The sequence below is a fragment of the Nocardia sp. NPDC058705 genome (assembly GCF_042749305.1).
Taxonomy (GTDB): domain Bacteria; phylum Actinomycetota; class Actinomycetes; order Mycobacteriales; family Mycobacteriaceae; genus Nocardia.
This window is the reverse complement of the sequence record NZ_JBHYRN010000018.1, coordinates 20688-44655: the sequence shown is the minus strand read 5'-3', so window position 1 is coordinate 44655 and position 23968 is coordinate 20688. Positions and strand designations below refer to the sequence as shown.

The 23968-nt window shown below is 66.3% G+C and carries 24 protein-coding genes; 8 read left to right on the top strand and 16 right to left on the bottom strand.

Annotated elements, in window-relative coordinates; all coding sequences use genetic code 11:
• Positions 1 to 12: 12 nt before the first annotated feature.
• The 3 genes from ACFW6D_RS20695 to ACFW6D_RS20685 form a co-directional block, all read right to left on the bottom strand.
• Positions 13 to 525 (bottom strand): hypothetical protein, encoded by a 513-nt coding sequence (locus tag ACFW6D_RS20695; RefSeq protein WP_379330413.1) that lies wholly within the window; start codon positions 523 to 525, stop codon positions 13 to 15.
• A 192-nt stretch (positions 526 to 717) separates the two neighbouring features.
• Complete coding sequence (locus ACFW6D_RS20690) at positions 718 to 1254, bottom strand: hypothetical protein (RefSeq protein WP_379330411.1); 537 nt, start codon at positions 1252 to 1254, stop codon at positions 718 to 720.
• Positions 1255 to 1432: 178 nt separating this feature from the next.
• Complete coding sequence (locus ACFW6D_RS20685; RefSeq protein ID WP_379330409.1) at positions 1433 to 2395, bottom strand: helix-turn-helix transcriptional regulator; 963 nt, start codon at positions 2393 to 2395, stop codon at positions 1433 to 1435.
• 87 nt (positions 2396 to 2482) lie between these two features.
• Between ACFW6D_RS20685 and ACFW6D_RS20680 the strand changes: the two genes are divergently transcribed.
• Both ACFW6D_RS20680 and ACFW6D_RS20675 read left to right on the top strand, forming a co-directional pair.
• Entirely contained in the window at positions 2483 to 3112 is a 630-nt protein-coding gene (locus ACFW6D_RS20680; protein ID WP_379330407.1) for a TIGR03086 family metal-binding protein, read from the top strand.
• A gap of 180 nt (positions 3113 to 3292) precedes the next feature.
• The gene (locus ACFW6D_RS20675) at positions 3293 to 3466 is read left to right on the top strand and encodes an AbrB/MazE/SpoVT family DNA-binding domain-containing protein (RefSeq protein WP_379330405.1); all 174 of its coding nucleotides are present in this window, start codon (positions 3293 to 3295) and stop codon (positions 3464 to 3466) included.
• Between the two features lie 43 nt (positions 3467 to 3509).
• Here ACFW6D_RS20675 and ACFW6D_RS20670 read toward each other — a convergent pair whose 3' ends face one another.
• The 4 genes from ACFW6D_RS20670 to ACFW6D_RS20655 form a co-directional block, all read right to left on the bottom strand.
• Positions 3510 to 4079, bottom strand: coding sequence for a ferredoxin (locus tag ACFW6D_RS20670; RefSeq protein ID WP_379330403.1), 570 nt, complete (start codon positions 4077 to 4079; stop codon positions 3510 to 3512).
• Between the two features lie 14 nt (positions 4080 to 4093).
• Entirely contained in the window at positions 4094 to 6172 is a 2079-nt protein-coding gene (locus ACFW6D_RS20665) for an arabinofuranosyltransferase (protein WP_379330401.1), read from the bottom strand.
• Positions 6173 to 6287: 115 nt separating this feature from the next.
• Entirely contained in the window at positions 6288 to 7067 is a 780-nt protein-coding gene (locus ACFW6D_RS20660) for a decaprenylphospho-beta-D-erythro-pentofuranosid-2-ulose 2-reductase (RefSeq protein ID WP_379330399.1), read from the bottom strand.
• Positions 7064 to 8479, bottom strand: a complete 1416-nt coding sequence (locus ACFW6D_RS20655; protein WP_379330530.1) for an FAD-binding protein — start codon at positions 8477 to 8479, stop codon at positions 7064 to 7066. Before ACFW6D_RS20655 ends, ACFW6D_RS20660 begins: the two co-directional genes overlap by 4 nt.
• Positions 8480 to 8547: 68 nt before the next feature.
• On the opposite strand from ACFW6D_RS20655, the gene ACFW6D_RS20650 reads away from it, so the two are divergent.
• On the top strand, positions 8548 to 9003 hold the full coding sequence (locus tag ACFW6D_RS20650) for a GtrA family protein (protein ID WP_379330397.1): 456 nt from the start codon (positions 8548 to 8550) through the stop codon (positions 9001 to 9003).
• Here ACFW6D_RS20650 and ACFW6D_RS20645 read toward each other — a convergent pair whose 3' ends face one another.
• From ACFW6D_RS20645 to ACFW6D_RS20635, 3 genes are all read right to left on the bottom strand, one after another.
• Positions 9004 to 9630, bottom strand: a complete 627-nt coding sequence (locus ACFW6D_RS20645; RefSeq protein ID WP_379330395.1) for a pyridoxamine 5'-phosphate oxidase family protein — start codon at positions 9628 to 9630, stop codon at positions 9004 to 9006.
• A 168-nt stretch (positions 9631 to 9798) separates the two neighbouring features.
• A complete protein-coding gene (locus ACFW6D_RS20640) occupies positions 9799 to 11958 on the bottom strand; it encodes a molybdopterin-dependent oxidoreductase (protein ID WP_379330393.1) in 2160 nt (719 codons plus the stop codon).
• A gap of 106 nt (positions 11959 to 12064) precedes the next feature.
• The gene (locus tag ACFW6D_RS20635) at positions 12065 to 12559 is read right to left on the bottom strand and encodes a hypothetical protein (RefSeq protein ID WP_379330391.1); all 495 of its coding nucleotides are present in this window, start codon (positions 12557 to 12559) and stop codon (positions 12065 to 12067) included.
• A gap of 247 nt (positions 12560 to 12806) precedes the next feature.
• On the opposite strand from ACFW6D_RS20635, the gene ACFW6D_RS20630 reads away from it, so the two are divergent.
• Together ACFW6D_RS20630 and ACFW6D_RS20625 are read left to right on the top strand one after the other, a co-directional pair.
• The gene (locus ACFW6D_RS20630) at positions 12807 to 13403 is read left to right on the top strand and encodes a DUF4282 domain-containing protein (RefSeq protein WP_379330389.1); all 597 of its coding nucleotides are present in this window, start codon (positions 12807 to 12809) and stop codon (positions 13401 to 13403) included.
• A 123-nt stretch (positions 13404 to 13526) separates the two neighbouring features.
• The gene (locus ACFW6D_RS20625; protein WP_379330387.1) at positions 13527 to 14372 is read left to right on the top strand and encodes a helix-turn-helix domain-containing protein; all 846 of its coding nucleotides are present in this window, start codon (positions 13527 to 13529) and stop codon (positions 14370 to 14372) included.
• Here the strand turns inward: ACFW6D_RS20625 and ACFW6D_RS20620 are convergent.
• Positions 14356 to 14775, bottom strand: a complete 420-nt coding sequence (locus ACFW6D_RS20620; RefSeq protein ID WP_379330385.1) for a MarR family winged helix-turn-helix transcriptional regulator — start codon at positions 14773 to 14775, stop codon at positions 14356 to 14358. The two genes, ACFW6D_RS20625 and ACFW6D_RS20620, sit on opposite strands and share 17 nt — an antisense overlap.
• Positions 14776 to 14860: 85 nt before the next feature.
• Between ACFW6D_RS20620 and ACFW6D_RS20615 the strand changes: the two genes are divergently transcribed.
• Complete coding sequence (locus ACFW6D_RS20615; RefSeq protein ID WP_379330383.1) at positions 14861 to 16336, top strand: MFS transporter; 1476 nt, start codon at positions 14861 to 14863, stop codon at positions 16334 to 16336.
• 49 nt (positions 16337 to 16385) lie between these two features.
• Here the strand turns inward: ACFW6D_RS20615 and ACFW6D_RS20610 are convergent, their stop codons facing one another.
• Complete coding sequence (locus tag ACFW6D_RS20610; RefSeq protein WP_379330381.1) at positions 16386 to 16937, bottom strand: dTDP-4-dehydrorhamnose 3,5-epimerase family protein; 552 nt, start codon at positions 16935 to 16937, stop codon at positions 16386 to 16388.
• 3 nt (positions 16938 to 16940) lie between these two features.
• The gene (gene rfbA / locus ACFW6D_RS20605; RefSeq protein WP_379330379.1) at positions 16941 to 17816 is read right to left on the bottom strand and encodes a glucose-1-phosphate thymidylyltransferase RfbA; all 876 of its coding nucleotides are present in this window, start codon (positions 17814 to 17816) and stop codon (positions 16941 to 16943) included.
• A 244-nt stretch (positions 17817 to 18060) separates the two neighbouring features.
• Between rfbA and ACFW6D_RS20600 the strand changes: the two genes are divergently transcribed.
• Complete coding sequence (locus ACFW6D_RS20600) at positions 18061 to 19107, top strand: alpha/beta hydrolase (RefSeq protein WP_379330377.1); 1047 nt, start codon at positions 18061 to 18063, stop codon at positions 19105 to 19107.
• Between the two features lie 298 nt (positions 19108 to 19405).
• On the opposite strand, the gene ACFW6D_RS20595 is transcribed toward ACFW6D_RS20600, so the two are convergent.
• Positions 19406 to 20107, bottom strand: a complete 702-nt coding sequence (locus tag ACFW6D_RS20595) for a hypothetical protein (RefSeq protein ID WP_379330375.1) — start codon at positions 20105 to 20107, stop codon at positions 19406 to 19408.
• 325 nt (positions 20108 to 20432) lie between these two features.
• Here ACFW6D_RS20595 and rfbB point away from each other — a divergent pair, with 325 nt between their 5' ends.
• Complete coding sequence (rfbB, locus tag ACFW6D_RS20590; protein WP_379330373.1) at positions 20433 to 21434, top strand: dTDP-glucose 4,6-dehydratase; 1002 nt, start codon at positions 20433 to 20435, stop codon at positions 21432 to 21434.
• Positions 21435 to 21463: 29 nt separating this feature from the next.
• On the opposite strand, the gene ACFW6D_RS20585 is transcribed toward rfbB, so the two are convergent.
• Together ACFW6D_RS20585 and ACFW6D_RS20580 are read right to left on the bottom strand one after the other, a co-directional pair.
• Positions 21464 to 22981, bottom strand: a complete 1518-nt coding sequence (locus ACFW6D_RS20585) for a DUF2142 domain-containing protein (protein ID WP_379330371.1) — start codon at positions 22979 to 22981, stop codon at positions 21464 to 21466.
• Positions 22978 to 23946 (bottom strand): glycosyltransferase family 2 protein, encoded by a 969-nt coding sequence (locus ACFW6D_RS20580; protein WP_379236302.1) that lies wholly within the window; start codon positions 23944 to 23946, stop codon positions 22978 to 22980. Before ACFW6D_RS20580 ends, ACFW6D_RS20585 begins: the two co-directional genes overlap by 4 nt.
• Between the last annotated feature and the right edge of the window lie 22 nt (positions 23947 to 23968).

The window sequence follows — 23968 nt, the reverse complement described above, 5'->3', positions numbered from 1 at the left end:
TGATCCGGGTGTCTAGCCGGTCTTGCGGGTGGCCCATTCGAGCTGGGAACGGGCCCAGTCGGGGATCTCGGCGTCGGGGCGCGGGAAGGCGGCGAATTCGGCGGTGAGATCGTCGGCCGTGACCTCCGGCATCCAATCCGCCACGGTGCCGGTGGAGTAGTTGGTCTTGTAGCGGGTGGGGCCCGCGATGAAGATCTCGGCGCTGAGCCAGGCGCCCGTTTCCGGGGCGTAGGACATGCGCTTGTGATCGGTGAGGTATTCGAGCACCTCGGTGGGCGGCATCAGGTTGGTGACCGTGCCGTCGCGCTCTTTGATCTGCACTCCGGCGACCGCGTGCTCGCCGACCTGCAGTGACCACAGCAGCGCGAACTTCTGGCCGGGGGAGAGCATGGCGATGGTGGTGTCGATGATGACCCGCTCGATCGCACCGAGTGACTCGAGCTGTTCACGCGGCTGAGGTTCCCGTGCCAGGCGTTGTGGGCCCGCCAGTAAGGCCTCGATCCGCTCCGGTCGGCTGAGCGTCATAGCAATACCTCTGCATCCGTACCGATCAGCGCTACCAAAAACTGATTTCGGTCGGCCGAACTTCCAACATTTCGCAGGGTACCCCCCACGCGACACCGACCGCGCGGTTTGTTGACCCTGCCCGCACATATTGTGGTCTATCGCGCGCCCGCACACCAGTGGCTACCGGGTGTCGATCAACACAGGTATCTGTTACACCGCCGAAGCGCGCAGGGCGAACCAGCCATCGCGGGGATCGGCGAAACCGTGATAAATCAACGGAATGCGCTGGTCGATCGCGAAATACCGGTACACCGCCGCCATCGCCTGCCGGATCGAATGTGCCTGGAAATCGTCGATACGCCGCACCCCGATGCGCCGTTCGGGCAGCATCTCCAGCCGGGTCAGCTCGTCCGGATCGTCCACATCGAGGCCCCACGGTTCTTCGATGAGATGGTCGTGCAGCACCTCGCGCGCGGCAGGCGGATCGTGGTGCGGTCCGGTGAACGCGACCTGCTGCGCGCGGGCCAGCCCACGCGTGTCCAGTGGTGTGCGGACGGCCTGGATCAGGTCGATCAGCTCGGTGTCCGGGGTGGGAACGGGTATTCGTCCGGCGACCGGCGTCTGTTCGAGCAGGTGCATCATCTGCCCGCCGCGAACCAGCGGTTCGGGCACCAGGAAAACGCTGATGCTCGGGCAGGAACAGTTCAGGCCGGTGAGGCACACCCTCGTGTGCAACGGATCGGACATACGTCCTCCTCCGGTAGCGGGTCGCGCGAGACCCGTGACGTGCAGGATCTGATTCCAACGCCATCCGCCGGGGGCCTGTGTGATCCGCCGGCGGCGACCGTGCCGCACTCGTCAGTGTAGTGCTGTCGAGCGGGATGAACACCTGGTTCCGGCACGGAACGGAAACGATCCGTAGCGGTCAGTTCGCGACCGATTCGGTGTAGCGGCGGGCCAGGGTGCGCAGATGCGCGACCAGTTCGGGTGGGCCGTCGACGCGGAAATCCATCATCAACATGCTGAGGTAGATCGCGATCGTCTCCATCGCGTCGGCGCCGGTCAGCAGTACGCAACTGTGCTCGTCGATCGGCTCCACGACGCCGACCGCCGGGTTGATCCTGGCGATCACGGTCTCGGCGGGTTCGAGGACGGTGACGCGGGCGTGGACGCGCCACGCGGTGGAGGCGATGCGACGCATCACGAAGGCGACGAGGTCGTCGCCGGGGAGAGTGCGTGGGGCGAAGACGCGCGCACCGGTCTCGGCCCGGGTGATCGTGGCGGCTGGAAGTGCCGCCCAGTCATGGGTTTTCATGCTGTAGGCGACCAGGTACCAGCGGCGTTGCCAGTTGATCAGACGGTAGGGCTCGAGTTCTGTTGTGCCGTCGGGTGTTTCGACGGTGACGGCGGTGGTGCGGCGGACCGCGTCGGCGAGGGTGGTGAGGATGCCCGCGGCGACCGGCGCGTCCGGTTCGCGTGAGCCAGTGGTGGCCGGGCCGATTTCGGTGGCGTCGCGCAGTGCGGAAACCTTGCGCTGCAGGCGTTTCGGGAGGATCTGTTCGATCTTGCGCAGGGCTCTGGTGAGCTGGTCGCCGATGTCGGAGACGGCGAGTGAGCCGTCGTGGGCGACGGCGATGGACAGGGCGACGGCGACGGCTTCCTCGTCATCGAGGAGTAGTGGTGGCATGGTCGCGCCGCGGCCGAGTCGGTAGCCGCCGATCGCACCCCGTTCCGCGTGCACCGGATAGCCGAGTTCGCGCAGTCGTGAAATGTCGTTGCGCACAGTGCGTTCGGTGATGTCGAGGCGGTCGGCGAGCTCGCGGCCGGTGTAGGCGCGGTCCTGCAACAGGGCGAGCAGACGCAGTACGCGTGGGGTTGTCGCAGCCAATTTTCACCTCGTTCGAGAATTAGGAAAGAAACAAGCCTAATAGGTTTCTAGGCTGGAGTCATCAACACCACTACGAAAGGCTCCATCATGAACAGCAACGACTCCCTCGAAATCGTCTGGCGCGACGTGGTCGCCACCTCCTACCGGGCCCTCAGCGACGTCGTCGCCGGCATCACCGACGACCAGTGGAACCTGCCGACCCCCTGCTCGGATTGGACCGTCACCCAGGTAATCCAGCACGCCGCAGGCGACCAACTCGCCTACGCCGCCGCCCTCGGCGTCGGCCCCGGCCCCACCTACAACCCCTTCGACCCCTCCGGTGAAATCGACGGCACCGCCATCGCCCTCGTCCACGAAGCCATCGACCGAACCGCCGAAGCCTGGACCACTGTTGCCGCCGACACCGCCACCGTGCCCACACCTCTCCCACACGGCGACCTCCCCACTCCGGTCGCGGCCGCCCTCGCGGCCCTCGACGCGGCAGTCCATGCCTGGGACATCGCGATCGCCACGGGCCAGCCGTCGCCCCTCGACGACGACCTGTCGACCCACCTCCTTGCGGCCGCCCGCACGATCCACCCGGCCCCCGGTTCGGGCGCCGACGCCGAAATCATCGAACCCCTCCGCCAGTGGGGCGCCTACGCCCCCATCGTCGAAGGATCGGCAAGCACCCCCACCGCCGAACTGCTCCACTACCTCGGCCGCACCCCCGCCTGAGGACGGATCACAGAGCTGCCCACCCCAGCGCTTCCATCGGCAAGGCGCTCAGGCGGTCGCCGAACGACCGTGAATGCTGGCCGGTGTACGCACTTGGACGGTACTTTGCTGCACGGATAGCACGGAGGTTCATGCACGCATAGACGCACTTCCGCGCACATAACCCGAGGAGGAGACGCTATGGACGCGATTGCTCGACTGACCTCGAACGGGCGAGTCTCGGTTCCCCTCGCTGTCCGTGAGGCATTGGGCTTGCGTGCGGGCGACGATGTGCACTTTCGCATCGAAGGAGATGAAGTGCTGCTGGCCAGGACTGTCGAGGCGCTCGAGGAGCGAACGGCCTGGCGTGCGTGACTGGGAGAGGAACGGGCTGCGCGCTCGGCCGGGTGCGTCCGATTCAGCGTGTCAGGCTCGGGCGGGGTTCGTCTGGGGTGGCGGGGCGGCCGTTGTCGAGCCAGAAGGCATATTCGACGAGGTAGGTTTCGAGGCCGTTGTTCAGGTAGGCCTCGTAATCTCGGAGACTATGGGCGGCGTCTTGGTCCCGGCCGGCGTCGCTACTGAAGGCGCTGGCCGCCTTGTCGATCCAAGCCGCGAGACGTGCACGGTCGGACCACCATTCGCGAATCAACTGCATTGTCCAATGGGTGTGGCCGTCGCTGCCGAAGCCGCTGAAAGGATCTGACCACATCCCGGTCAGCAGGGCGAATGTTTCGGCCGGGTTGGTCGGCTGCCGGTATACGATCTCACCCCAGTTGTCGTCCTCATACGTGATGTGGTCGGGTGCGAATTCGCGCCCGCTCCAGCAGGTATCGGTGCCTGCGCCGTAAAAGGGGCCCGGCACGTTGCGCCAATCCCTGTTCTCCCAGCGGCCGAGGAGAAACGAGGCAGGGGCCTCGAGTGTCCGCAGCGTTCCAGGTTTATGGGTCAGTTCGAAGGTGGCGCCTTCGGCGACGGCCACGACCGGCATCGGATCCCAATACATCAGCGGCGGACGGTGATCAGGGTGAAGGGGCCGAGTTCTGTTGTGGTGAAGGTGGGGTCGGTGAAGAGGGATTTGGGGAAGGCGACTGTGTAGCGCTTGACGTTGGGGTCGTTGGGGTAGACGTCTTCGGCCAGGCGGAGGGTGTAGTTGTCGCCGTCGGTGCGGAAGAGGAAGGCGTCGGGGGACGGCCAGGGGGACTTCGCGAGGGCTTCTACCAAGGCGGGGGAGTTGGGGAGTTTGCTCCAGGCGGCGATGGTGGCGGCGCGGGATTTGAAGTCCGACAGGGGGTTTGCGTAGTGGGAGGTCAGGGCTTGGAAGCCCCAGTAGGGGTAGTAGGCCAGGAAGGTGGTGTCTGCGGTGAGGACTATGGATTCGTCTCGGGGGCGGCCGGTTTGGGCTTGGATGGCCTGGTCGACGGCGTGGTAGTACGCGACTGCGGAGGGCTTGCGTTTGTCGGCGCGGACCCCGTACGTACCGTCGGCGTTCGGTACGTCGGTGGGCACGGTGTCGGTGTAGGCGGTGTCGATTTCGTGGGTGAGGACGGTGGGGATGGTTTGGGCGAAGGCCATGGCGCCGAGGACGGCGATCGCGGCGGCCGCTGTTCGCATCGGGGCGGGTTCGTTGAGGGCCTGGTAGATGGCGGTGGCGCCTTCGACGAAACCGAAAACGCCTGCGGCGGCTAGCAATGCGAGCAGGACGGGCTCGAGTCGGAAGGACAGGAGGGTGGTGCCCGCTGCGGTCGCAAGCATCGAGAGCAGTGTCCACAGGTAGATCGATACGACGCCGAGGCCCAATGCCTGTGCGCGCCTCGATGATCCAGCTCGAATCACGAGCCACAGCACGCCGATCATGCACAGGGCGCCGCGCAAAGAGAACTCGAGCATCGGGAAGGCCAGCTGTGCGCCGGATTCTGGCAGATAGTGGAATGCGCTGCCGGAAGGGATCTTCGCGCCCGCCAGCACCTTCAGCAGGAACGGCATCCACACGACAAGGGAGAGCACGACGGCGATACCGCCGATCGCCGCCAGCTTCGTCAACGGCATCACGCCCGCCCGCCACGCGGGTTGCCGCGCTGCCACGGACACCGCACCCGCAGGACCGTCGGCCGATGCCTCAGCGGCGCCGACCGAATCCTCGTCCGTGCTGTTCGATCCGGCGTCAGTAGACGGTTGCGCCAGTGCCTCGGCTTTCGTCCGGGGTCCGGCCCGGCGGATGTCGGCCCGCTGCGCGTAAATAGCGAGACCTGCCGCCACCACCGCCATGATCACCACGGTGAACGCCGCGATCGCCAGGTAGAGCGTGTAAAAACACGCCGCCACCCCGAGGAACACCCCGGTCCCGAGTACCGCGCCCCACCCGCCGGACCGGCGATGCAACGCACCCCACGCCAGCACCAGCACCGGCGGAATGAACACCACGAGCACCGCGCCATAAGCCTCCGGCGAGGCGTAAGCCACCGTCATCGCCGTGACAGCGGCAGCCGCACCCACCGCCATATCCGCGCGAACCAACTGCATCCACAACACCAGCGCGACAGCCGCGGCAATGGCGAGCAGCCCGATCGCATACGGCTTGAACACTTCCCAGCCGTCCATGCCGAGCACATTGCCCACGCGCCCGCCGATCCAGAACCACCCGGCCGGGTAGAACGGCGGCAGATCCACATAGGTCATGTCCCGCAGTGCGGCACTGTCGGTGAGTCGCGTCAGGTACTCGGTCCGGAATTCCTGATCCACCGAAACACCGAACAGATACAGCTTGGTCGCGGCCAGGGGCATCCCCAGCGTGACGGTGACGAAACTCGAAATGCCCACCCAGGAAAGCAGTTTCGCGACCACGGGCCACTTCCGCAGCCGGATCAACAGCACCGAGACCACCAGCAGCGCAACAGAAACAACCTGCCCCACCGTGGTCAGCGCACGAGTCACATTGGAGGAGTTGAACGCAGGCCACTGCACCGCCGAAAACGCGAACAGCCCCACCACAGCCACAACCAGCGCCACCCCCGCGGCAGCAGCCCCTTCACCGACCCCGGCCCAGACCCTGCGCCCCGCCCGCACCTCGTCATTGGTCGTCATCGGCGCGCAATCCTCCGGCTCCACTGTGCTCCACGGTCCGGGCCAGCCTAGTGGAGCCGCAAAGCAGAACTGCCGCACCATCCGGGGATGATGCGGCAGTCCGAAACGCAGTCGATCAGATCGGGAGCTTGCGGAAGATCGGGCGCGGCACGTGGCGCAGGGCCGACATCAGGAAGCGGGCCTCGTTCGGGGCCCAGACGATCTCGGTGCCCTTTTCCGAGGCGGCGACCGCGAGGCGAGCCACGTCTTCCGGGTCGACGGTGAGGGGGGCTTCCTTGGAGCCGGTGGCTTCCCAGTGGGCCTTGGTCGCCGACGTGCGGACCTGCATCGGCCGGATGACGGTGACGCGCGGGCCGAAGGGACGCAGCGCTTCACCGAGGCCGAGGTAGAAGCCGTCAAGGCCCGCCTTGGTGGAGCCGTAGACGAAGTTGGAGCGGCGAACGCGCTCACCGGCCACCGAGGACATCACGATGATCCGACCGTGGCCCTGCGCCTTGAACTTGTCGCCGACCAGCACGCCCACCGAGACACCGGCGGTGTAGTTGATCCCGACGGTCATGACCGCCTTGCGCTGGTTCTGCCACAGCTCCTCGGCGTCGCCGAGCACACCGAACGCCACGATCGCGACGTCCACGTCACCGGCGGCGAACGCGGAGTCCACGACCTTCGGGTGCGACTCGGTGTCGAGCGCGTCGAAGTCGATGACGTCGACCTGGGTCGCGCCTGCCGCCTTCAGCGTGGTGACGGCGTTCTCGAGCAGCGGATCGCCGGGCAGGTTCGCCAGGATGATCCGGGCCGGACTCTTGCGCAGGTACTCGGCGCAGATCGCGAGACCGATCTCGGAGGTGCCGCCGAAGAGCAGGATGGTCTGCGGGTTGCCAACTGCGTTGATCACTGGAGCTCCAGCCTCCTGGCCATATCGGACATGAAAACGCCATTCGGGTCGACGCTGCGGCGGACCTTGATCCACTCGTCGATCCGCGGGTACATCTTGTGGAAGTTCTCGGCGGAGGTGCGCGAGTCCTTCGCGGTGTAGAGCCTGCCGCCGAACTCCATCACGCGCCGGTCGAGGTCGGTGACCAGCTCGTTGAGGCCGCGGCGGATGGGGAAGTCGACGCAGATGTTCCAGCCGGGCATCGGGAAGCTCAGCGGCGCCGCGTTGCCCTCGCCGAACAGCTTGAACACGTTCAGCGCCGAGATGTGCCCGGACGCCTGGATGTCGATGATGATCCGCTTGAACTCTTCGACGGCCTCGGTCGGCACCACGAACTGGTACTGCAGGAAACCTGCGGGCCCGTAGGCGCGGTTCCAGTCCGAGATCATGTCGAGCGGGTGATAGAACTGCGTCAGGTTCTGGACCTTGCCGGTGTAGGTGCCGCCCATGGCGTAGTACGCCTCGCCGACCGCGCCCAGCGACAGCCGGTTGGCCGACCAGCTGGGGAAGATGTTCGGCACGGTCAGCAGCTGCGGTGCGTCGAACTTCAGCGGGTTCTTCTGCAGCTTCTTCGGCAACTCGTCGACGGTGGCCAAGCGGCCGCGGGTCAGGCAGGAGCGACCCAGCTTCGGCAGCGGGTTCATCACGTCGAACCACGCGCTCGAGTAGGTGTAGTTCGCCTCGCTGCCGTCGCTGTGGACCGCGATGGTCTCGTCCAGCGTGGAGGTCTTGATGCCGTCGTTGAGGAAGTAGGCGGTCTCCGTCGGCGCCATCTCGATGGTCGCGCGCAGGATGATGCCGGTCAGCCCGTTGCCGCCGACCGTCGCCCAGAACAGCTCGGCATCCTCGGTCGGCGAGATCGTGCGCACCGAACCGTCGGCGGTGAGCAGGTCGATCGAGCGGACGTGATTGCCGAAGCTGCCTTCGCTGTGATGGTTCTTGCCGTGGATATCGGAGGCGATGGCGCCGCCGATGGTCACCTGGCGGGTGCCGGGAAGCACGGGAACCCACAGGCCGAACGGCAGCGCGGCCTTCATCAGCTGGTCCAGGCTCACGCCGCCGTCCACCTCGACCATGCGGGAATCGCGGTCGATGCGGTGGATGCGGTTGAGCGCGGGCATGTCGATGACGAGGCCGCCCGCGTTCTGGGCGTGATCGCCGTACGAGCGGCCGAGGCCACGCGCGATCACGCCGCGTCGCAGATGCGCCGGCTTCGAGTCGTTGTCCTGCGCGACCATGCTCACGGCCTTGGCGATCAGTTCCGGATCGCCGGTCGAGAGCACTTCTGCGGAGGTGGGTGCGGTGCGACCCCAACCGGTGAGCTTGCGGGTACGCGTGGGGAGCGCGAACGCAGCGTCGGCGGTGGTCGAAATCTTCTCAGACATCGGCTTAGAGGCTACATGCATGGCACGACCACGCGCTGGTCTCGTACTCTTCTCACGTGCAAGCCCAACCGCATCTGCCGCTGCCCGCCGAAATTCCCCTGGTCGACGAGCCCGGCGGAACCGATGTCGACCTCAAGACGCAGATCGTGCGGTTCACGCTGACCGGTGGGTTCTCGGCGATCGTCGACTTCGGTCTGCTCACGCTGCTGTCGAACGTGCTCGGCGTGCCGGAGATCCTCGCGAAGGTGATCAGTTTCATCGCGGGCACGACCACCGCGTACCTGATCAACCGGCGCTGGACGTTCAAGGCCGAGCCGAGCAGGTCGCGGTTCATCGCGGTGGTCGCGCTGTACGCGGTGACGTTCGCGGTGCAGGTGGGGATCTACGCGCTGTTGTTCTTCGCGCTGGCCGACGAGTGGTGGCGTCAGCCGGTGGCGTTCGTGGTCGCACAGGGCACCGCAACCGTCATCAACTTCATCGTGCAGCGGGTAGTGATCTTCAAGATCAAGTAGTCAGCTGGCCTCGGCGACGGCCGGGGCACGCTTGCCCGCCTTGACCCCGAAGTAGTCGCCGCCTTTGGCACGAACGTTGTCGGTGCCCCATTCGCGCTGATCCCGCGCCACCGGCACCATCTGCGGAATGTGCTTGCGGCAGTGGATATAGGCCTCTTCGACATCGACGACCACCCACACCTGCGAGGTCTTGCCCCGCTCGGCGGGCGGCAGATCGCTGACGGTGTCGCGCAGCTCGGTGTCGGCGACCATGCGAGCCTTACCGTTGATGTGCAGGCCGATGAGGTCGCGAACGAAGTCGATCATCAGGATCCCGACGTGCGGGTTCTCGAGCACATTGCCCAGACTGGCCATCACCCCGTTACCTCGATATTCGGGGTACGCAATCGTGCGATCGTCGATCACGTGCAGGAATCCGGGGGTGCCCGCGCGGAAGCTGGCGTCACATTCGCCGTGCGAATCGGAGGTGGCGATGAAGGCCATGTCCATCCGGGCGACGAAATCCAGCATCGTGGGGTTCAGATAGTCGATCACCTGGTCGTCGTAGAAACGCTCAGCGCGCTCGGTGGTACCCAATGTTTCCTGGAGCTCGTGTTCTCCGTCGCTACCGACGAACTTTTCGGGCATCAGGTCCCCTCTGCTAGCCGTACCGGTTGATGCGGGTTTCGAGATGAAACCCCCGCTGTGACCGCAATCTCACTCAGTCTAGGGGACGCCAACAGACCGTGGGGCGTGTCCATTGTTGCGAATGGGATGAAAGCCGAGTTTGCGCAACGGTTTCCGGAACCGGACCGATCAGGCCGGACCTACCGTCACCGGCACCCCGTTGAACACCGCGGTCCCCGAGACCATGTCGACCACCGAATCGTCGGTCAGCACATTGGCATTCACCCCGGCATGCGCCACCGCGACCGACTGGGTGGTGCTCGCGCCGTGGCCCCAGCCGTGCGGCAGGCTCACCACGCCGGGCATGATCGTCGCCGTCAGCTCGACGGGCACCGTCAACGAACCTGCCGCCGAGGTGATCTCGGCCTGTTCGCCGAGGCCGAGGCGGGTCGCGTCGTCGGGGTGAACCTGCAGGGTGCAGCGGTTGGAGCCGCCGACAAGACCGGCGATGTTGTGCATCCAGCTGTTGTTGGAGCGCAGCTGACGTCGTCCGATCAGCACCATCGCGGGCCTTTCACTCCCCAGACCGGCCCGAAGGCGCGTCACGTCCGCGAGCAGTTGCGGCGGCGCCAGTTCGACCATTTTCGACGCGGTGCGCAGCGCGCCGGGCAGGCGGGGGCGCAGCGGGCCGAGGTCGATGCCGTGCGGGTTGTCCAGGAGCGTTTTCAGGCTCAGGTCGCCGCCGTTCCACGCACCGTAGGGGCCGAGCTTGAGCATCAGGTCCAGGCGCTGTTCGGTGGTGTTCGCACCGGTCAGCTCGTCGCGGCGCTCGCTCATATCCGCCTTGTGCAGTGTGCCGGCGATGACGAGTTCGTCGACCATCGCGATCGGGCTCGCCGCGCCCGTCCCGGCGTGCGGCTGACCGCTCACCGCGGCCGCCAGCCGGGCCACCACGGCCGCTTCCGACGGCCGCTCGCCGAGCGGAACCAACGGCGGCGAGTAGCGCGCGTAATTGCGCACAGCGAACTGCAGCAGCGCGAAATCGTAGTGCGATGACTGCACCGAGCGTGGCGGCGGCAGGATCACATTCGCGTGTCGGGTGGTCTCGTTGACGTACCGATCCACGCTGACCATGAACTCCAGCCCGGCCAGACTCTTGTCCAGCCGCGCACCGCTCGGGGCGGAGAGCACAGGGTTGCCCGCCACCGTCACCAGCGCCTTGATCTGGCCCTCACCGGGGGTTTCGATCTCGTCGGCGAGGGTGGCGACGGGCAGCTCACCCATCGCCTCGGGCAGTTCACGGACCCGGCTGGTCCAGCGGCCGAGCCGGAACGGCCTGCTGCGCCCCACCCCGCCCGCCGCCGCGTCGGCGAACATGGCGCCGCCGGGGGAGTCCAGGTTGCCGGTGAGGGCGTTCACGGCGTCGACGAGCCACTGGGTGAGCGTGCCGAACTCGGCGGTGCAGGTGCCGATGCGCGCGTAGACGGCGGCGGTGGGCGCGGCGGCGAGTTCGCGGGCGAGCGTGCGGATGGTGTCGGCGGGGATGCCGGTGCGCTCGGCCACGGCAACGGGTGGGAAGTCGAGGGCGGCGGCGCGCAGTTCGTCGAGCCCGGCGACGTCGACGCGCACGTCGGTCAAATCCTCGTCGAACAGCGTGTGCACCACCCCGAACAGCAGATACGCATCCGAACCCGGCCGGATGAACAGGTGTTGGTCGGCGAGAGCGGCGGTTCTGGTCTCGCGCGGATCGACAACCACCAGCTTGCCGCCGCGAGCCTGCAGGGCCTTCAAGCGGCCCGGAAAGTCCGGTGCGGTGCACAGCGACCCGTTGGATTCGAGCGGATTGGCGCCGAGCATCAGCAAGTAGTCGGTGCGGTCGAGGTCGGGAACCGGCACGGTCAGCGGATCGCCGAACATGAGCCCGGCCGCAACCTGCTTCGGCATCTGATCGGCGGAGCTCGCGGTGTAGATGTGGCGGGTGCTCATGGCGCGGATCAGGACGGGCAGATAGAGCGCCCCCGCGACGGTGTGGGCGTTGGGATTGCCGAGGTAGACCGCCGACGAACCCTTGGGGATCTCGGCGAACGCGGCCGCGATCAGATCGAACGCCTCGTCCCAGCTCGCTTCCCGGAACCCCTCGCCCTCGCGGATCAGCGGGGTGCTGACCAGATCGGGATCGTCGTCGAGCTTGCCGAAGCTCGCACCCTTCGGGCAGAGGAAGCCCTTGCTGAACGGGTCGTCGCGATCGCCGCGCACCGATAACACCCGGTCGGCGTCATCCAGGGTGACGGTGAGCCCGCAGACGGCCTCGCACAGCGGACAGGTTCGGAGCAGCGAACGTGGAGCCATATCTCATGCTTAGCGCAGGTGAGGCAGCCGATGTCCGGAAACGCCGAAAACCCGCGATCGGCGACGTCGGGGAGGCGTCGGATCGCGGGTTCGGTGAGTTTCAGGCTCAGCAGGCCACGGTCAGCTTGCGCGCACCGCTCTGCTTGCGGGACCGGGCGATGGCCGAGCGAACGGCCGCACCGAGGGCGACGACCGGCGGGATCCAGCGGGCCTCGGTGGGAGCGACGCCCCAGGAGGCGCTGCCCGCGGCGAGCTGGGTCGGCGGCAGCGGGATGCTGGCACCGTCGGTGTGCACGATGACGCCCGCTTCACGCATGGCCTCGATCGCCATGGCGGCCTTGCGGACGCCGGTGACCAGGTGGATCTCGCGACGCTCGGCGCCCGGGATCTCGATAACGGGACCGGAGAGGTTGTTCGCGCGCAGGAACCGACGGACATCGCCTGCGATCTCACCGGTGATCTCGATGGCCGAGACCTCGTCGTCGGTGATCAAGCAGAGGCCGTTGGTGGTTTCGGCGACCGTCCATCCACGCGCGGCGTACTCCTGCGCGGCGGCACCCTTGTCGGCGGCCGTAGTGGTGGTCGGAAACGTCGTGCGCACTGTTTTCTCCATTCCCCGAAGAGCTGTCGTTGCTGCGTTCATGGGCCCGATGATTTGTCCTCATGGGCTCAGAAGAGCTGTCGTTGCTGCGTTCATGGGCGTATCGGCGCGAGGTGGCCGAGTCGTTACGCCGTTACCAAAAAATGTTCGTGAGTGTATGGTTCGTCTCAATCTCGCGACCTTCGCTATCGCAGGTTCAGTCGCTCCTGGGTTGGCGTGGGGCCGGAAACGGGGCAGGATTCGGCGCATGACCGAAGTGCCGGGTACGCCTGAGCCGACCGAAGCCGACGCCGAGGAGTTCGAAGCCGAATCACGGTGGCTCTCTTGGAAAGAGGCCGACGGCAAGCGCCGGGGTCCGCGACCGAGCCGAGATGACGAAGATACCTACGAGGCGCAACTCGCGCGTGATTCGGGGTTCGAGGAGCCGTTCCGCAGCACCGGATCGGCGAAGGAGTGGGCCGCCGAGGCGGGGCGTTCGCTGCTCGATGTGCAGTTTCGCAGGCCCGCGACCAGGACTTTGTTGCCGCTTGCCTATGTATTGGGCGTCGTTTCCTTCGGTATCGGCCTGCCGATCGCGTTCACGGTGCTGATGTGGAAAACCTCCGTTGTGTTGGGGGTGCTCGCGGTGTTCGTGGCGGTGCCGTTGGGGCTCACCATCGCGGCCTCGGTGCGGCTGATGCTCGAATTCGCCGACAACGCAGCGCGGTTGGCGGGGCGGGTCGAGCACATCAGTGACCTGGCCGATGGCCTGTTCCAGGCGCTGTCGGATGTGGCCGAGCCGGTGAACCAGCTCTCCGAAGACGTTCGAGCCGTGCAGTTCTGGCGGTTCAGAAAGAAAAAATAGGTCTTGCGCGGTGTCCGATTCATTGTGAAACAATCCGTACGCAGATCCGACGATATGTCGGCTGCGCAGGGCGGCTTCCGAAAGATCTTTTCCGGAGCCGGAGTTCGGATACAGGGGGGAAGTATGGCTTCACCACAGGGCGTCACCGGTTCGACCATGCCACGCAGGCAGTTGGGCAGGCACTTACGTGACCTGCGTAATCGCGCGCGGATGACAACGAGAACCGCTGCGGCGCAACTGGAGTGGTCGGAAGCGAAGATCTGGCGGATCGAAACGGGGCAGACGTCGTTGCGCAGCCTCGACGTCGAAGCCATGTGCAAGGTGTACGGCGCGCCGACCGATCTGGTCGAACCGCTGGCCGCCTTGGCTCGGGAAACCAAAGCACGGGGTTGGTGGACGAGCTACAACGATGTGATCGCGGAGGGATTCGAGGTCTACATCGGGCTAGAGGAGGCCGCGTCGGGCCTGTGCCTGTACGAGGACGGCCTGATCCCGGCGCTGTTGCAGACCGAGGACTACGCGAAAGCCCTGCTAGAGCAGACGATTCCGGAGCTGACCGAGTCGGAGCTGGACCGCAGGCTGCGGGTGCTCGCGGCCAGGCAGGCGCTGGTCACCAGGGCCGACGCCCCACTGCGGTTGGACGTGGTGCTGGCCGAGTCGGTGCTCGCGCGCGCGATCGGCGACGACCGCGTGCGGGCAGGTCAGCTCGCGCGATTACGGGAGCTGGCCGAGCGTGAAACGGTGCGCATACAGGTGGTTCCCGGCGACTGCGGCTATCACGCCGGGCTCGAATCGGGCCGGTTCGTGATCCTGGACTTCGGGGTCGACGATTCGGTGGATCGACCGGAGCCGCCGGTGGTCTACGTGGAAACCTTCGCAGGCAGCAACTATCTCGACAAGCCCGCCGACTGTGACCGCTACCGCCGCGCGTTCACCGACATCACCGTGGCCGCTACGGGCACGTTGTAGGGCTGTCCCAGGAACCGGCGAGCACCGATCGGTGGGTGGGCAGGGCCCGGTCGTAGACCTCCCTGCCCTTGTCGGTGAGCTGGACGAAGATGGCGCGGCGGTCGAGATCGCACATGCTGCGTTCGACGAGGCCGTCGCGTTCCAGCCTGGCCACTGCGCGCGACAGCGCGCTCTGGCTCAGGTAGATGTCGTGGGCCAGCTCCGTCATGCGGTACTTCTGACAGGCCGCGTCGACCAGGCGGTCCAGCGTTTCGAATTCGCTGAGGCCGATCTCGTGGTCTCTTTGGAGCGCCTTCTCCAGCGCGCAACTCACGGCGGCATGCCTGCCGAGTAATTCGCGCCACTGACCAACCAGCTCGGGGGGCGCTTCGTTGCGCCGAGCTGAGGTGACAGCCGGGTTCATGGGGCCATCCTAGAGGTTCGAGCATCTTCATGCAACGGCATTTTATGTGTTGGCAATTAATGCGTGCGCATGTAATGTCCCTCGCATGACTTCGACAGCCTCGCTCTCGGCCGCAGATCAGGCGACCGATCCCACCAGATGGCCCCTCCGGCTCTGGGGCTTGCTGATCACCCTGTGCATCGTCCTTTTCCTCGACGGCCTCGACGTCTCGATGATCGGTGTCGCCCTGCCGTCCATCGGCGCCGAACTCGATCTCGACACCTCCACCCTGCAGTGGCTCGTCAGCGGCTACATCCTCGGCTACGGCGGCCTGCTGCTGCTGGGCGGACGCACCGCCGACCTGCTCGGCCGCCGCAAGGTCTTCCTCATCGCCCTCGCCGTCTTCGCCGTCGCCTCGCTCGTCGGTGGACTCGTCAGCGACCCCGCCCTGCTGATCGCCACCCGATTCATCAAGGGCCTGGCCGCCGCGTTCACCGCGCCGACCGGTCTGTCGATCATCACCACCACCTTCGCCGAAGGAAAAGCGCGCAACAAGGCGCTGTCGATCTACACCGTGTTCGGTGCGGGCGGCTACTCCATGGGCCTGCTGTTCGGCGGCCTGATGACCGGCGTCGGCTGGCGCTGGACCTTCCTGCTGCCCGTCCCGATCGCCATCGCCGCCCTGATCGCCGCGTTCGCGCTGATCCCCAAGGACGGTAAGGCCGAGGAAGGCGGACACGACCTACTGGGCGCGTTGCTGTCCACCGCTGGCATGTTGTTGCTGGTCTACACCGTGGTCACCGCGCCGGAAGTCGGTTGGGCCTCAGGCCGCACCATCGGATCGTTCCTCGCCGTGATCGCCCTGTTCGCCGCGTTCGTGATCACCGAGAAGCGCGTGAAGCACCCGCTGGTTCGCCTCGGCATCCTGCGCAAGCCCACGCTGCTGCGGGCCAGCCTGGCCATCGTCGCAGTCGCCGGTTCGTACTTCTCCTGGCAGTTCATCGTGACCCTGTACATGCAGGACACCCTGGAATGGTCGGCGCTGAAGCTGGCGATGGCCCTGCTGCCGGTCGGCATCATGGTCGTGGGTTCGGCGTTCTTCTCCGAGAAGCTGATCGACCGCTTCGGCACCGGACCGGTCATCGCGGTCACCCTGAGCGTGATGGCCATCGGCTACCTGCTGTTCCTGCGTCTGGACACCGCGCCCGATTATTGGACCATGCTGCTGCCCGCCATCCTGCTGATCGGCATCGGCTGGGTCGGGTTCCCGGCCATCAACGTGCAGGCCACCAGCGGTATCGACGACGACGAGCAGGGTCTGGCGGCCGGCGTGCTGCAGACGTCCATGCAGGTCGGCGCGGCCATCGTGCTCGCGGTGACCACCGCCATCGTCACCTCCGGCGGGCACGGCACGAGTGCCACCCCGCAGGAGATGCTCGACACCTACCGGCCGGGCCTGGAGTTCGCGGCAGGCGTCACGATCGTGGGTGCGCTGTTCGCGCTGACGGTCTTCCTGCCCCGGTTCCGCAAGCCGGTGGTCGACGGACCGGTCGTCGAGGAGAAGGTTCTCGAACCGGCCTGATCTGGGAAAAGCCTGAACGGCACCACCTTTCGCGGGTGGTGCCGTTCTTCTATGCGCGGAACTTCGGCGCCGCTTCATCTTTCGCCGAGCGAATGTAGGTGAGCGGGCGGCCGTCGCGGCCCTCGGTCGGCCAGTCGATGCCGAGGTTCGGATCGAAAGCGTCCATGTCCCGGTCGAATTCGGGGGAGTACTCGAGCGAGCACAGGTAGGTGACCGTCGAACGGTTCTCCAGCGAGAGGATGGCGTGGCCGAGCCCCTCTGACAAGAACACCGAGCGCCGGGTTACGTCATCGAGCTGCACGCTGTCCCACCGCCCGTAGGTAGGCGAGCCGGGCCGCAGATCGACCACCACGTCGAGGAACGCCCCGCGCACACAGGTCACATACTTGGCCTGACCGGGCGGATCGTCGGTGTAGTGGATCCCGCGCAGCACCCCGGCCGCCGAGACCGAGGTGTTCACCTGGTGCAGTTCGAACGGGCGCCCGGTGGCCTTCTCGAACTCCGAGGCCTTGAACGACTCACAGAACATCCCGCGGTCATCGCCGAGCAGGCGTGGCGTCACCACCCAGGCGCCAGGGATCGCCAGTTCACGAAACTCCATGCGCTACCAGTCTTTTCCGCGGTCGATCAGGTCCAGCAGGTAGCGGCCGTAACCCGAACGCACCATCGGTTCGGCGAGCTCGCACAGCTGCTCGTCGGAGATCAGGCCGCGCCGCCACGCCACTTCCTCCGGCACACCGATTTTGAGGCCCTGTCGTTCCTCGATCGTGCGCACGTAGTTGGCGGCGTCGAGCAGCGAGTCGAAGGTGCCGGTGTCGAGCCAGGCGGTGCCGCGGGCCAGCACGTCGACGCTGAGCCTGCCCTGGTCGAGGTAGGCGCGGTTGATGTCGGTGATCTCGTACTCCCCACGCGCCGACGGCTTCAGCTCGCGGGCGATCTCCACCACGTCGTTGTCGTAGAAGTAGAGGCCCGGGATGGCGTGGTTGCTGCGCGGGACCTTCGGCTTCTCCTCGATGGAGATCGCGCGACCCTGCTTGTCGAACTCCACCACGCCGTAGGCGGTCGGGTCCTTCACCCAGTAGGCGAACACCGCGCCGCCGTCGATGTCGTGGAAGCGTTCCAGGCTGGCGCCGAGGCCGGGGCCGTGGAAGATGTTGTCGCCGAGCACCAATGCCACCGGTTCGGTGCCGATGTGGTCGGCGCCGAGGACGAACGCGCAGGCCAGGCCGTCCGGCGCGGCCTGCACCACATAGCTGATGGAGATGCCGAACTGGCTGCCGTCGCCCAGCAGGCGCGAAAACGCGTCGGCGTCCTCCGGCGTGGTGATCACCAGAATGTCGTCGATCCCTGCCAGCATGAGGGTGGACAGCGGGTAGTAGACCATGGGTTTGTCGTAGACCGGGACGAGCTGCTTGCTCACCCCGCGCGTGATCGGGTGCAACCGTGAACCGGTGCCGCCCGCCAAGATGATTCCGCGCATAGGTGGCAAGTCTGCCAGTTCCATCCGCCCCGGAGTCGGGGAGGTTCCGACACGTCGGCGAATTGATCACGAAGGTTTGGTGACCGGGCGTGTCGGGCGATAACTGAGACAGACGCGGTGCTCATCTGATTATGTGAGCCCCGATGTGTGAAACATCACTGTGTTAGATGTCAGCGCCGACATCCGCTCCGAGGGTTCCAGCCTGGTCAGGGGTCGACGCGCCAGCTGTAGAGGTAGGTGCGCGATGGTTGCCACGAAGATCACCGCAGTGTTGGGCGGGCTCGCACCCGTCTCCCCGATCGGCTCCGTCACCGCCAGACCCGAGCCGGGAATCATCGTCAACTCCGGCCGGACCAGCACCGCCTCGCGCGTCCTCATGGGCGCCTGCCTCGGTCTGGTCGGGCCGCTGCTGCGCACTGTGCCGATCAACCGGGCCACCATTCCGGTCGGCGCCGTCGCGGTGGACCTGCTCGCCCGGCTGCGCCCCGAACCGCAGGGTGTGGAACGCGAGCAGATCACGCTCGACGGGTTCCTGATGGAAATGCTGCGCCCCGCGGGTGGCTCGCGCGCGCTGCGCCACGGCGCGGTGCTCTACCTGCACGGCGGCGGTTTCGCGGTCTGTGGGCTGCGCACGCACCGGCCGATCGCGGCCGGGATCGCCCGCCGCACCGGGCTGCCGGTCCTCAATGTCGAATACCGGCAGCTGCCCGGTTCGATCGACGCCTCGATCGAGGACTGCGTCCTTGCCTACCGCTGGCTGCTGCGCCACGGCGCCGACCCGGCCCGCATCGTGATCGCCGGTGACTCGGCGGGCGGGTTCCTCACCTTCGCCACCGCGATCCGCGCCCGCGAACTCGGCCTGCCGCTGCCCGCCGCGCTCGTCGGCCTCAGCCCACTGCTCGATCTGGATTACCGGGCCAAGGAGGGCTACGTCAATGTCAGCCGTGACGCCTACATTCCGCTGAAGGGACTCGAGGCGGTCGTGCACCTCGGTGCCGAGCACGAAGGTCCCCTCGATCCCGCGCTCTCGCCGGTGAACGCAGACCTGGCCGGGATGCCGCCGGTGCTGATGATCGCCGCCGAGGACGAACTGCTGCGCTACGACTGTGAACTGATGGCCCACCGGCTCACCGCCGCGGGCGTGCCCAACACCCTGGAACTGTGGCGCGGGCAGGTACACGCGTTCATGAGCATCCTGCCGGGCATGCCGGAGAGCCGGTCGGCGCTGGGGCGGGTGGCGAAATTCATTCGGGGTGCGGTGGAACCGGCCCAGCGAGCACGGACGGCATAGGCGTACCTCCGCATTCGCTCCGGCCGTGCGCGGCTGAGGACCGCTTCGCGCCTGTGTCATTCAGGCGTACCTCCGCATTCGCTCCGGCCGTGCGCGGCTGAGGACCGCTTCGCGCCTGTGTCATTCAGGCCAACTGAACCGGCTCGGACGGTCCTGATCGCGATCGGCCGGACGAGCCGACTCGGGCCGGGGGGCCTGCGGTGTTCGTAGGCCCCTGGGCCCTTGGTCCGGAAACGCAGAAGCGGCCCCGCCCGGATTTCTCCGAGCGGGGCCGCTTTCCTTCTGTCCTACGGCGAAATTACTTGGCCGGGGGGGTGAAGGGCTGGTTGATCGTGGTGAAGTACTGGATCGCAGCAGCGATCGCGACCGGGCCGGTCACGAACAGCTGGCCGGCCAGCACACCGATGAAGCCGGTCAGCGATGCGCCGACGATGCAGCCACCGATCGGGCCCGCACCGAACATCAGCAGCAGCGGGGTGGTCGCAACGAAGCCGACGCCGGCGCCGATGGCGCAACCGAGGGCGGCGCCGCCGATGCCACCGACGAGGGTGCCGATGGTGGCGCCCATGGAGATGGTGGAGGTCAGACGGCTCCAGGCAGCCTGCTCACGCTCGTACTCGGTCTTCCAGGGAGCCTTGTCCTCGTAAGGAAGGGCGACGGGCTTGTAGACGGCCTTGGCCGGGTCGAGCTGCGGGCTCAGGGTCGCGGTGTTGCCCGCGATCTCGGCGGCGATCGGGAACTCGAATTCGTCGAGCTTGAAGGACAGCGCGGTGCCGGCGACGGTGGTGCCGTCGGCAGCCTTGATCTTGAAGACACCGTCTTCGACGACCATCGAGCCGGCGTCGGTGGTGATGACGGACTTGGAACCGTCGACAACCTCGGCGGTGTAGTTGATCGGTGCAGCGGCCTCTTCGGCCGGCGCGGCGTTGACGGTACCGGCGGTGACGCCCATGGCAGCGATCAGCAGCGCCGAAGTGGCGGCGAATTTCCTCATCAGCATTTTTGGTGAACCTCAAAGTTGGAGCGTGCGGAGGGGACTCGTAGATCAAATGCGCCCGCAGCTAACCGGAGGTGAACCTGCTGTGACTGTTAGTTCAAGTTATGTTCACCATTGATACCCCGATGTCAGTGCGCTGATAGAAACCTGAGCGTTGACCGGGCTTTTTCTCAGGAAAACCAACTCTGAGTCTTAACCTACCTGCAGGTAGCGTGACGGAGATCACAGTGTAAATAGATGCCCGGTCTCAGCTCGAAGACGTTCTGACAACGCATAACGGCGCCGCATTCGTCGCGAGGGCCCGCGGAATGCACGTATCGTTGACCGCGTGCGAGTGCTCGTAACCGGCGGAGCCGGGTTCATCGGTGCCAATTTCGTCCAGCAGACCGTGGCCACGCGCCCGGATGTCCAAGTGACAGTGCTCGACGCACTCACTTACGCGGGCAACCGGGCATCGCTGGATCCGGTCGCGGATCGGATCGAATTCGTGCACGGCGATATCGCCGATCTCGACCTGGTCGACAATCTGGTCAGCGGGGTGGACGCGGTCGTGCATTTCGCGGCCGAATCCCACAACGACAACTCCCTGGCCGAGCCGTGGCCCTTCGTGCAGACCAATATCGTCGGCACCTACTCACTGCTGCAGGCGGTGCGCCGCCACGACGTGCGCTATCACCACGTCTCCACCGACGAGGTGTACGGCGATCTCACCCCCGACGAGCCGGGTTTCACCGAATCCACCGCCTACAACCCGTCGAGCCCGTATTCGGCGACCAAAGCAGGCAGCGACATGCTGGTTCGCGCCTGGACCAGGTCTTTCGGTGTCCGCGCGACCCTGTCGAACTGCTCCAACAATTACGGCCCGTATCAGCACGTGGAGAAATTCATCCCCCGTCAGATCACCAATCTGATCGACGGTGTGCGCCCGCGCCTGTACGGCGCCGGTCATCAGGTGCGCGACTGGATCCACGTCGAAGACCACAATCGCGCGGTCTGGGACATTCTCGAGCGCGGTCGCACCGGTCAGACCTACCTGATCGGCGCGCAGGGCGAACTCGACAATCTCACTGTCGTGCAACTCATTCTGCAAGCTTTCGACCGCGAACCGACCGATTTCGATCACGTGACCGATCGCCCCGGCCACGACCAGCGCTACGCCATCGACGCGAGCCTGCTGCGTTCCGAACTCGGCTGGTCACCGCGCTACGCGGACTTCCGCGCCGGCCTGGCCGACACTGTCGCCTGGTACCGCGACAACGAGGACTGGTGGCGCCCGAAAAAGGCCGATACCGAACGCGCCTACGCGGCTGCGGGCGAGAAGACGCTGTAATTCCCCCCTGCAGCCGGGGGTCTGGGGAATTATCCCCAGACGACGGTGTAATACGTTGCGGCAGTAGCGATAAGCGCGAAAGTCGACGCACACGCGACGGTGATCCCGGTCCCTCGGGTCGGAATCACGCCGTCGGAATTCGTGAGCCGCAGCGGCACCATGCGAGCCAGCACGGCCAGTCCCATGATCGCCAGCGGCACGAAATACCGGCCCTGCACCCCGTCGATGATGTAGTAATCGACCGGCGTGAACGACAGGTACAGCGTCACATAGATCATCGCCACACTCGCGAGAACCACCAGCGCCACGATCAGCGTGCGACGGAAAGTCGCTGTGGCAGTACTCATCCGGTCGACGATCCCGAAACTCACCGCGAACGCGAGCAGGCACGCCAGCATCGACAGCGCGGGCACATCCACATACGCGAAACCGAGTTCACCGAAGAACTGGTTGAACCAGCGATGGTCGCGCAGCGCGATACTCTCGCCGAACACGTGCACGAATTGCACTGGGTCGCTGATGATTCCCTTGAGCTGATCGCTGGGCCGAACCTGACCCCACTGGTGCGGCGGACGCATCAGACCCATGCCGTCGCCGGTGGGTGCGGCGATCTTGGTCCAGGCGAGGAAAAGCACACCGCCGGTCACCGCGAATGCCCACGGGACGAATTTCAGTTTTCCGGTGAATCCGAGCCGGTCGGCGGGCACGACGACAACGAGCATCGCCAGCAGCACATAGGTCGGTTTACTCAGCGGCAGCGCGATGGTCGCGGCGAGCAGTGCGGCGGTTTCGGTGCGGTGCAATCGATCACCGACGAAAAGCGCTTTCAGCAGCAGCGCCGACACCATGATGGCGAGCGCGTTGGTGAGCGTATCGGCGGTGACGGTGCCCGCCTGGAACAGCGCGATCGGCAGCACCGCGACGGTGAAAACCAGCCACTGCGAACGTCGTTCACGCAGCGCGTAGAGCCCGAATCCGACGACCGCCAGATAGGCGAACAGTCCGGCGAAGCGGGTCAGCAAATACATGCCGCCCACATTCAGACCGAGCGCCTCACCCAACCGAATGCCAATGGCCGCAGGCACATACGGCACCGGCGAGTAGGCGGCGGTGTTGGTGAACCACATCTGCCGGGTCTTGTCCGAGACCTCGGCGGCGCCGAGCCGGTCGTAGGCGCCGGGGTCGGCAACCATCGCGTCGGGCTCGTCGGGGTTGTCGCCGTAGTCTTTGAAGGCATAGCCCATCAGCTCGTCGACGCTGACCGGGATCTGCCCGCCGTAGGCCACACCGCGATCGTCGACGATGCGCTGCGGGAACACACCGCCGTGCGCGACCTGGTAGGCGCGACCGAACTGGGTGATCTCGTCGTGGCCCCAGAACGCGGGCGTGAGCACGGCGAACAGTGCGCCGAACACGGTGGCGACCACCGCGAACGCGACCGTCGCGGCACCGAACCGCTGGGTCAGCGCGCGCACCGGCTTCAGTGCTCGATCCTTGCGTGCGGGGGTTTCGGCGATCTCGACAGTGGGTTCGGTCGTGGTGGTCACCGACGCTCTCCGGCCCCGATGTCCTCGCTCACCCCGGCGGCCGAATAACGCAGGTAGACAAGCCGCGCCGTCTCGTGCCGCGAGCGGCGGATGCCGTCCAGGATCAGCCCGGCCGTCCACGCGAGGCTGCCGAGCAGCAACAGCGTGAAGGCGAGGAACAGCGTCGGGAACCGCGCCACCTCGTGGGTGTTGTAGAACTCGATCACGATCGGCACGGTGAGGATCACCGAGACCAGCCAGGCCACGGTGCCGAACAGGCCGTAGAACGCGACGGGGCGTTCGTGGCGGGCAAGGCCGAGGATCAGCGCGAGGATCTTGGTGCCGTCGCGGTAGGTGCGCAGCTTGGACTCGCTGCCCGCGGGACGGTCACGGAACCCGACCGACACCGAGGTCTGCGGCACGCGCAGGTGCAGCGAGTGCACGGTCAGCTCGGTCTCGATCTCGAATTCGCGCGACACCGCAGGGAAGCTCTTCACGAACCGGCGCGAGAACACCCGGAACCCGCTCAGCATGTCTTCGACGTTCTCGCCGAACACCTTGCCGACCACGCCGTTGAGCACCTTGTTGCCGGTCTCGTGACCGCTGCGGTAGGCGCTGGAATCGGAGTCGTCCTGCTTGCGGACGCCGAGGATGTGGTCGTAGGGGCCCTCGAGCAGGGTCTTGATCATCAGCGGTGCGGCCGACGCCTCGTAGGTGTCGTCGCCGTCGATCATCAGGTAGACGTCGGCATCGATATCGGCGAAGGCGCGGCGCACCACATTGCCCTTGCCCTTGGTGTTCTCGTAGCGCACGATCGCCCCGGCCTCGCGGGCGCGTTCGGCGGTGCGGTCGGTGCTCAGGTTGTCGTAGACGTAGACGACGATCCCCGGCACGGCGGCCTTGAGGTCGGCGACGACCTTGGCGACGGCGGCCTCTTCATTGTGGCAGGGGACCACGGCGGCAATGCGAAGCTCGGTGGAGTCCACCTTGGTCAATCCTCGGTGTTAG

Bases quoted from the DNA above. Each gene is read 5' to 3' on its own strand.
- ACFW6D_RS20610 (WP_379330381.1), bottom strand. From the start codon at position 16,937: ATGGAGTTTCGTGAACTGGCGATCCCTGGCGCCTGGGTGGTGACGCCA.
- ACFW6D_RS20690 (WP_379330411.1), bottom strand. From the start codon at position 1,254: ATGTCCGATCCGTTGCACACGAGGGTGTGCCTCACCGGCCTGAACTGT.
- ACFW6D_RS20620 (WP_379330385.1), bottom strand. From the start codon at position 14,775: ATGAACCCGGCTGTCACCTCAGCTCGGCGCAACGAAGCGCCCCCCGAG.
- ACFW6D_RS20630 (WP_379330389.1), top strand. From the start codon at position 12,807: ATGACCGAAGTGCCGGGTACGCCTGAGCCGACCGAAGCCGACGCCGAG.
- ACFW6D_RS20695 (WP_379330413.1), bottom strand. From the start codon at position 525: ATGACGCTCAGCCGACCGGAGCGGATCGAGGCCTTACTGGCGGGCCCA.
- ACFW6D_RS20640 (WP_379330393.1), bottom strand. From the start codon at position 11,958: ATGGCTCCACGTTCGCTGCTCCGAACCTGTCCGCTGTGCGAGGCCGTC.
- ACFW6D_RS20615 (WP_379330383.1), top strand. From the start codon at position 14,861: ATGACTTCGACAGCCTCGCTCTCGGCCGCAGATCAGGCGACCGATCCC.
- ACFW6D_RS20680 (WP_379330407.1), top strand. From the start codon at position 2,483: ATGAACAGCAACGACTCCCTCGAAATCGTCTGGCGCGACGTGGTCGCC.
- ACFW6D_RS20670 (WP_379330403.1), bottom strand. From the start codon at position 4,079: ATGCCGGTCGTGGCCGTCGCCGAAGGCGCCACCTTCGAACTGACCCAT.
- ACFW6D_RS20595 (WP_379330375.1), bottom strand. From the start codon at position 20,107: ATGCTGATGAGGAAATTCGCCGCCACTTCGGCGCTGCTGATCGCTGCC.
- rfbA (WP_379330379.1), bottom strand. From the start codon at position 17,816: ATGCGCGGAATCATCTTGGCGGGCGGCACCGGTTCACGGTTGCACCCG.
- ACFW6D_RS20600 (WP_379330377.1), top strand. From the start codon at position 18,061: ATGGTTGCCACGAAGATCACCGCAGTGTTGGGCGGGCTCGCACCCGTC.
- ACFW6D_RS20645 (WP_379330395.1), bottom strand. From the start codon at position 9,630: ATGCCCGAAAAGTTCGTCGGTAGCGACGGAGAACACGAGCTCCAGGAA.
- ACFW6D_RS20675 (WP_379330405.1), top strand. From the start codon at position 3,293: ATGGACGCGATTGCTCGACTGACCTCGAACGGGCGAGTCTCGGTTCCC.
- ACFW6D_RS20665 (WP_379330401.1), bottom strand. From the start codon at position 6,172: ATGACGACCAATGACGAGGTGCGGGCGGGGCGCAGGGTCTGGGCCGGG.
- ACFW6D_RS20625 (WP_379330387.1), top strand. From the start codon at position 13,527: ATGGCTTCACCACAGGGCGTCACCGGTTCGACCATGCCACGCAGGCAG.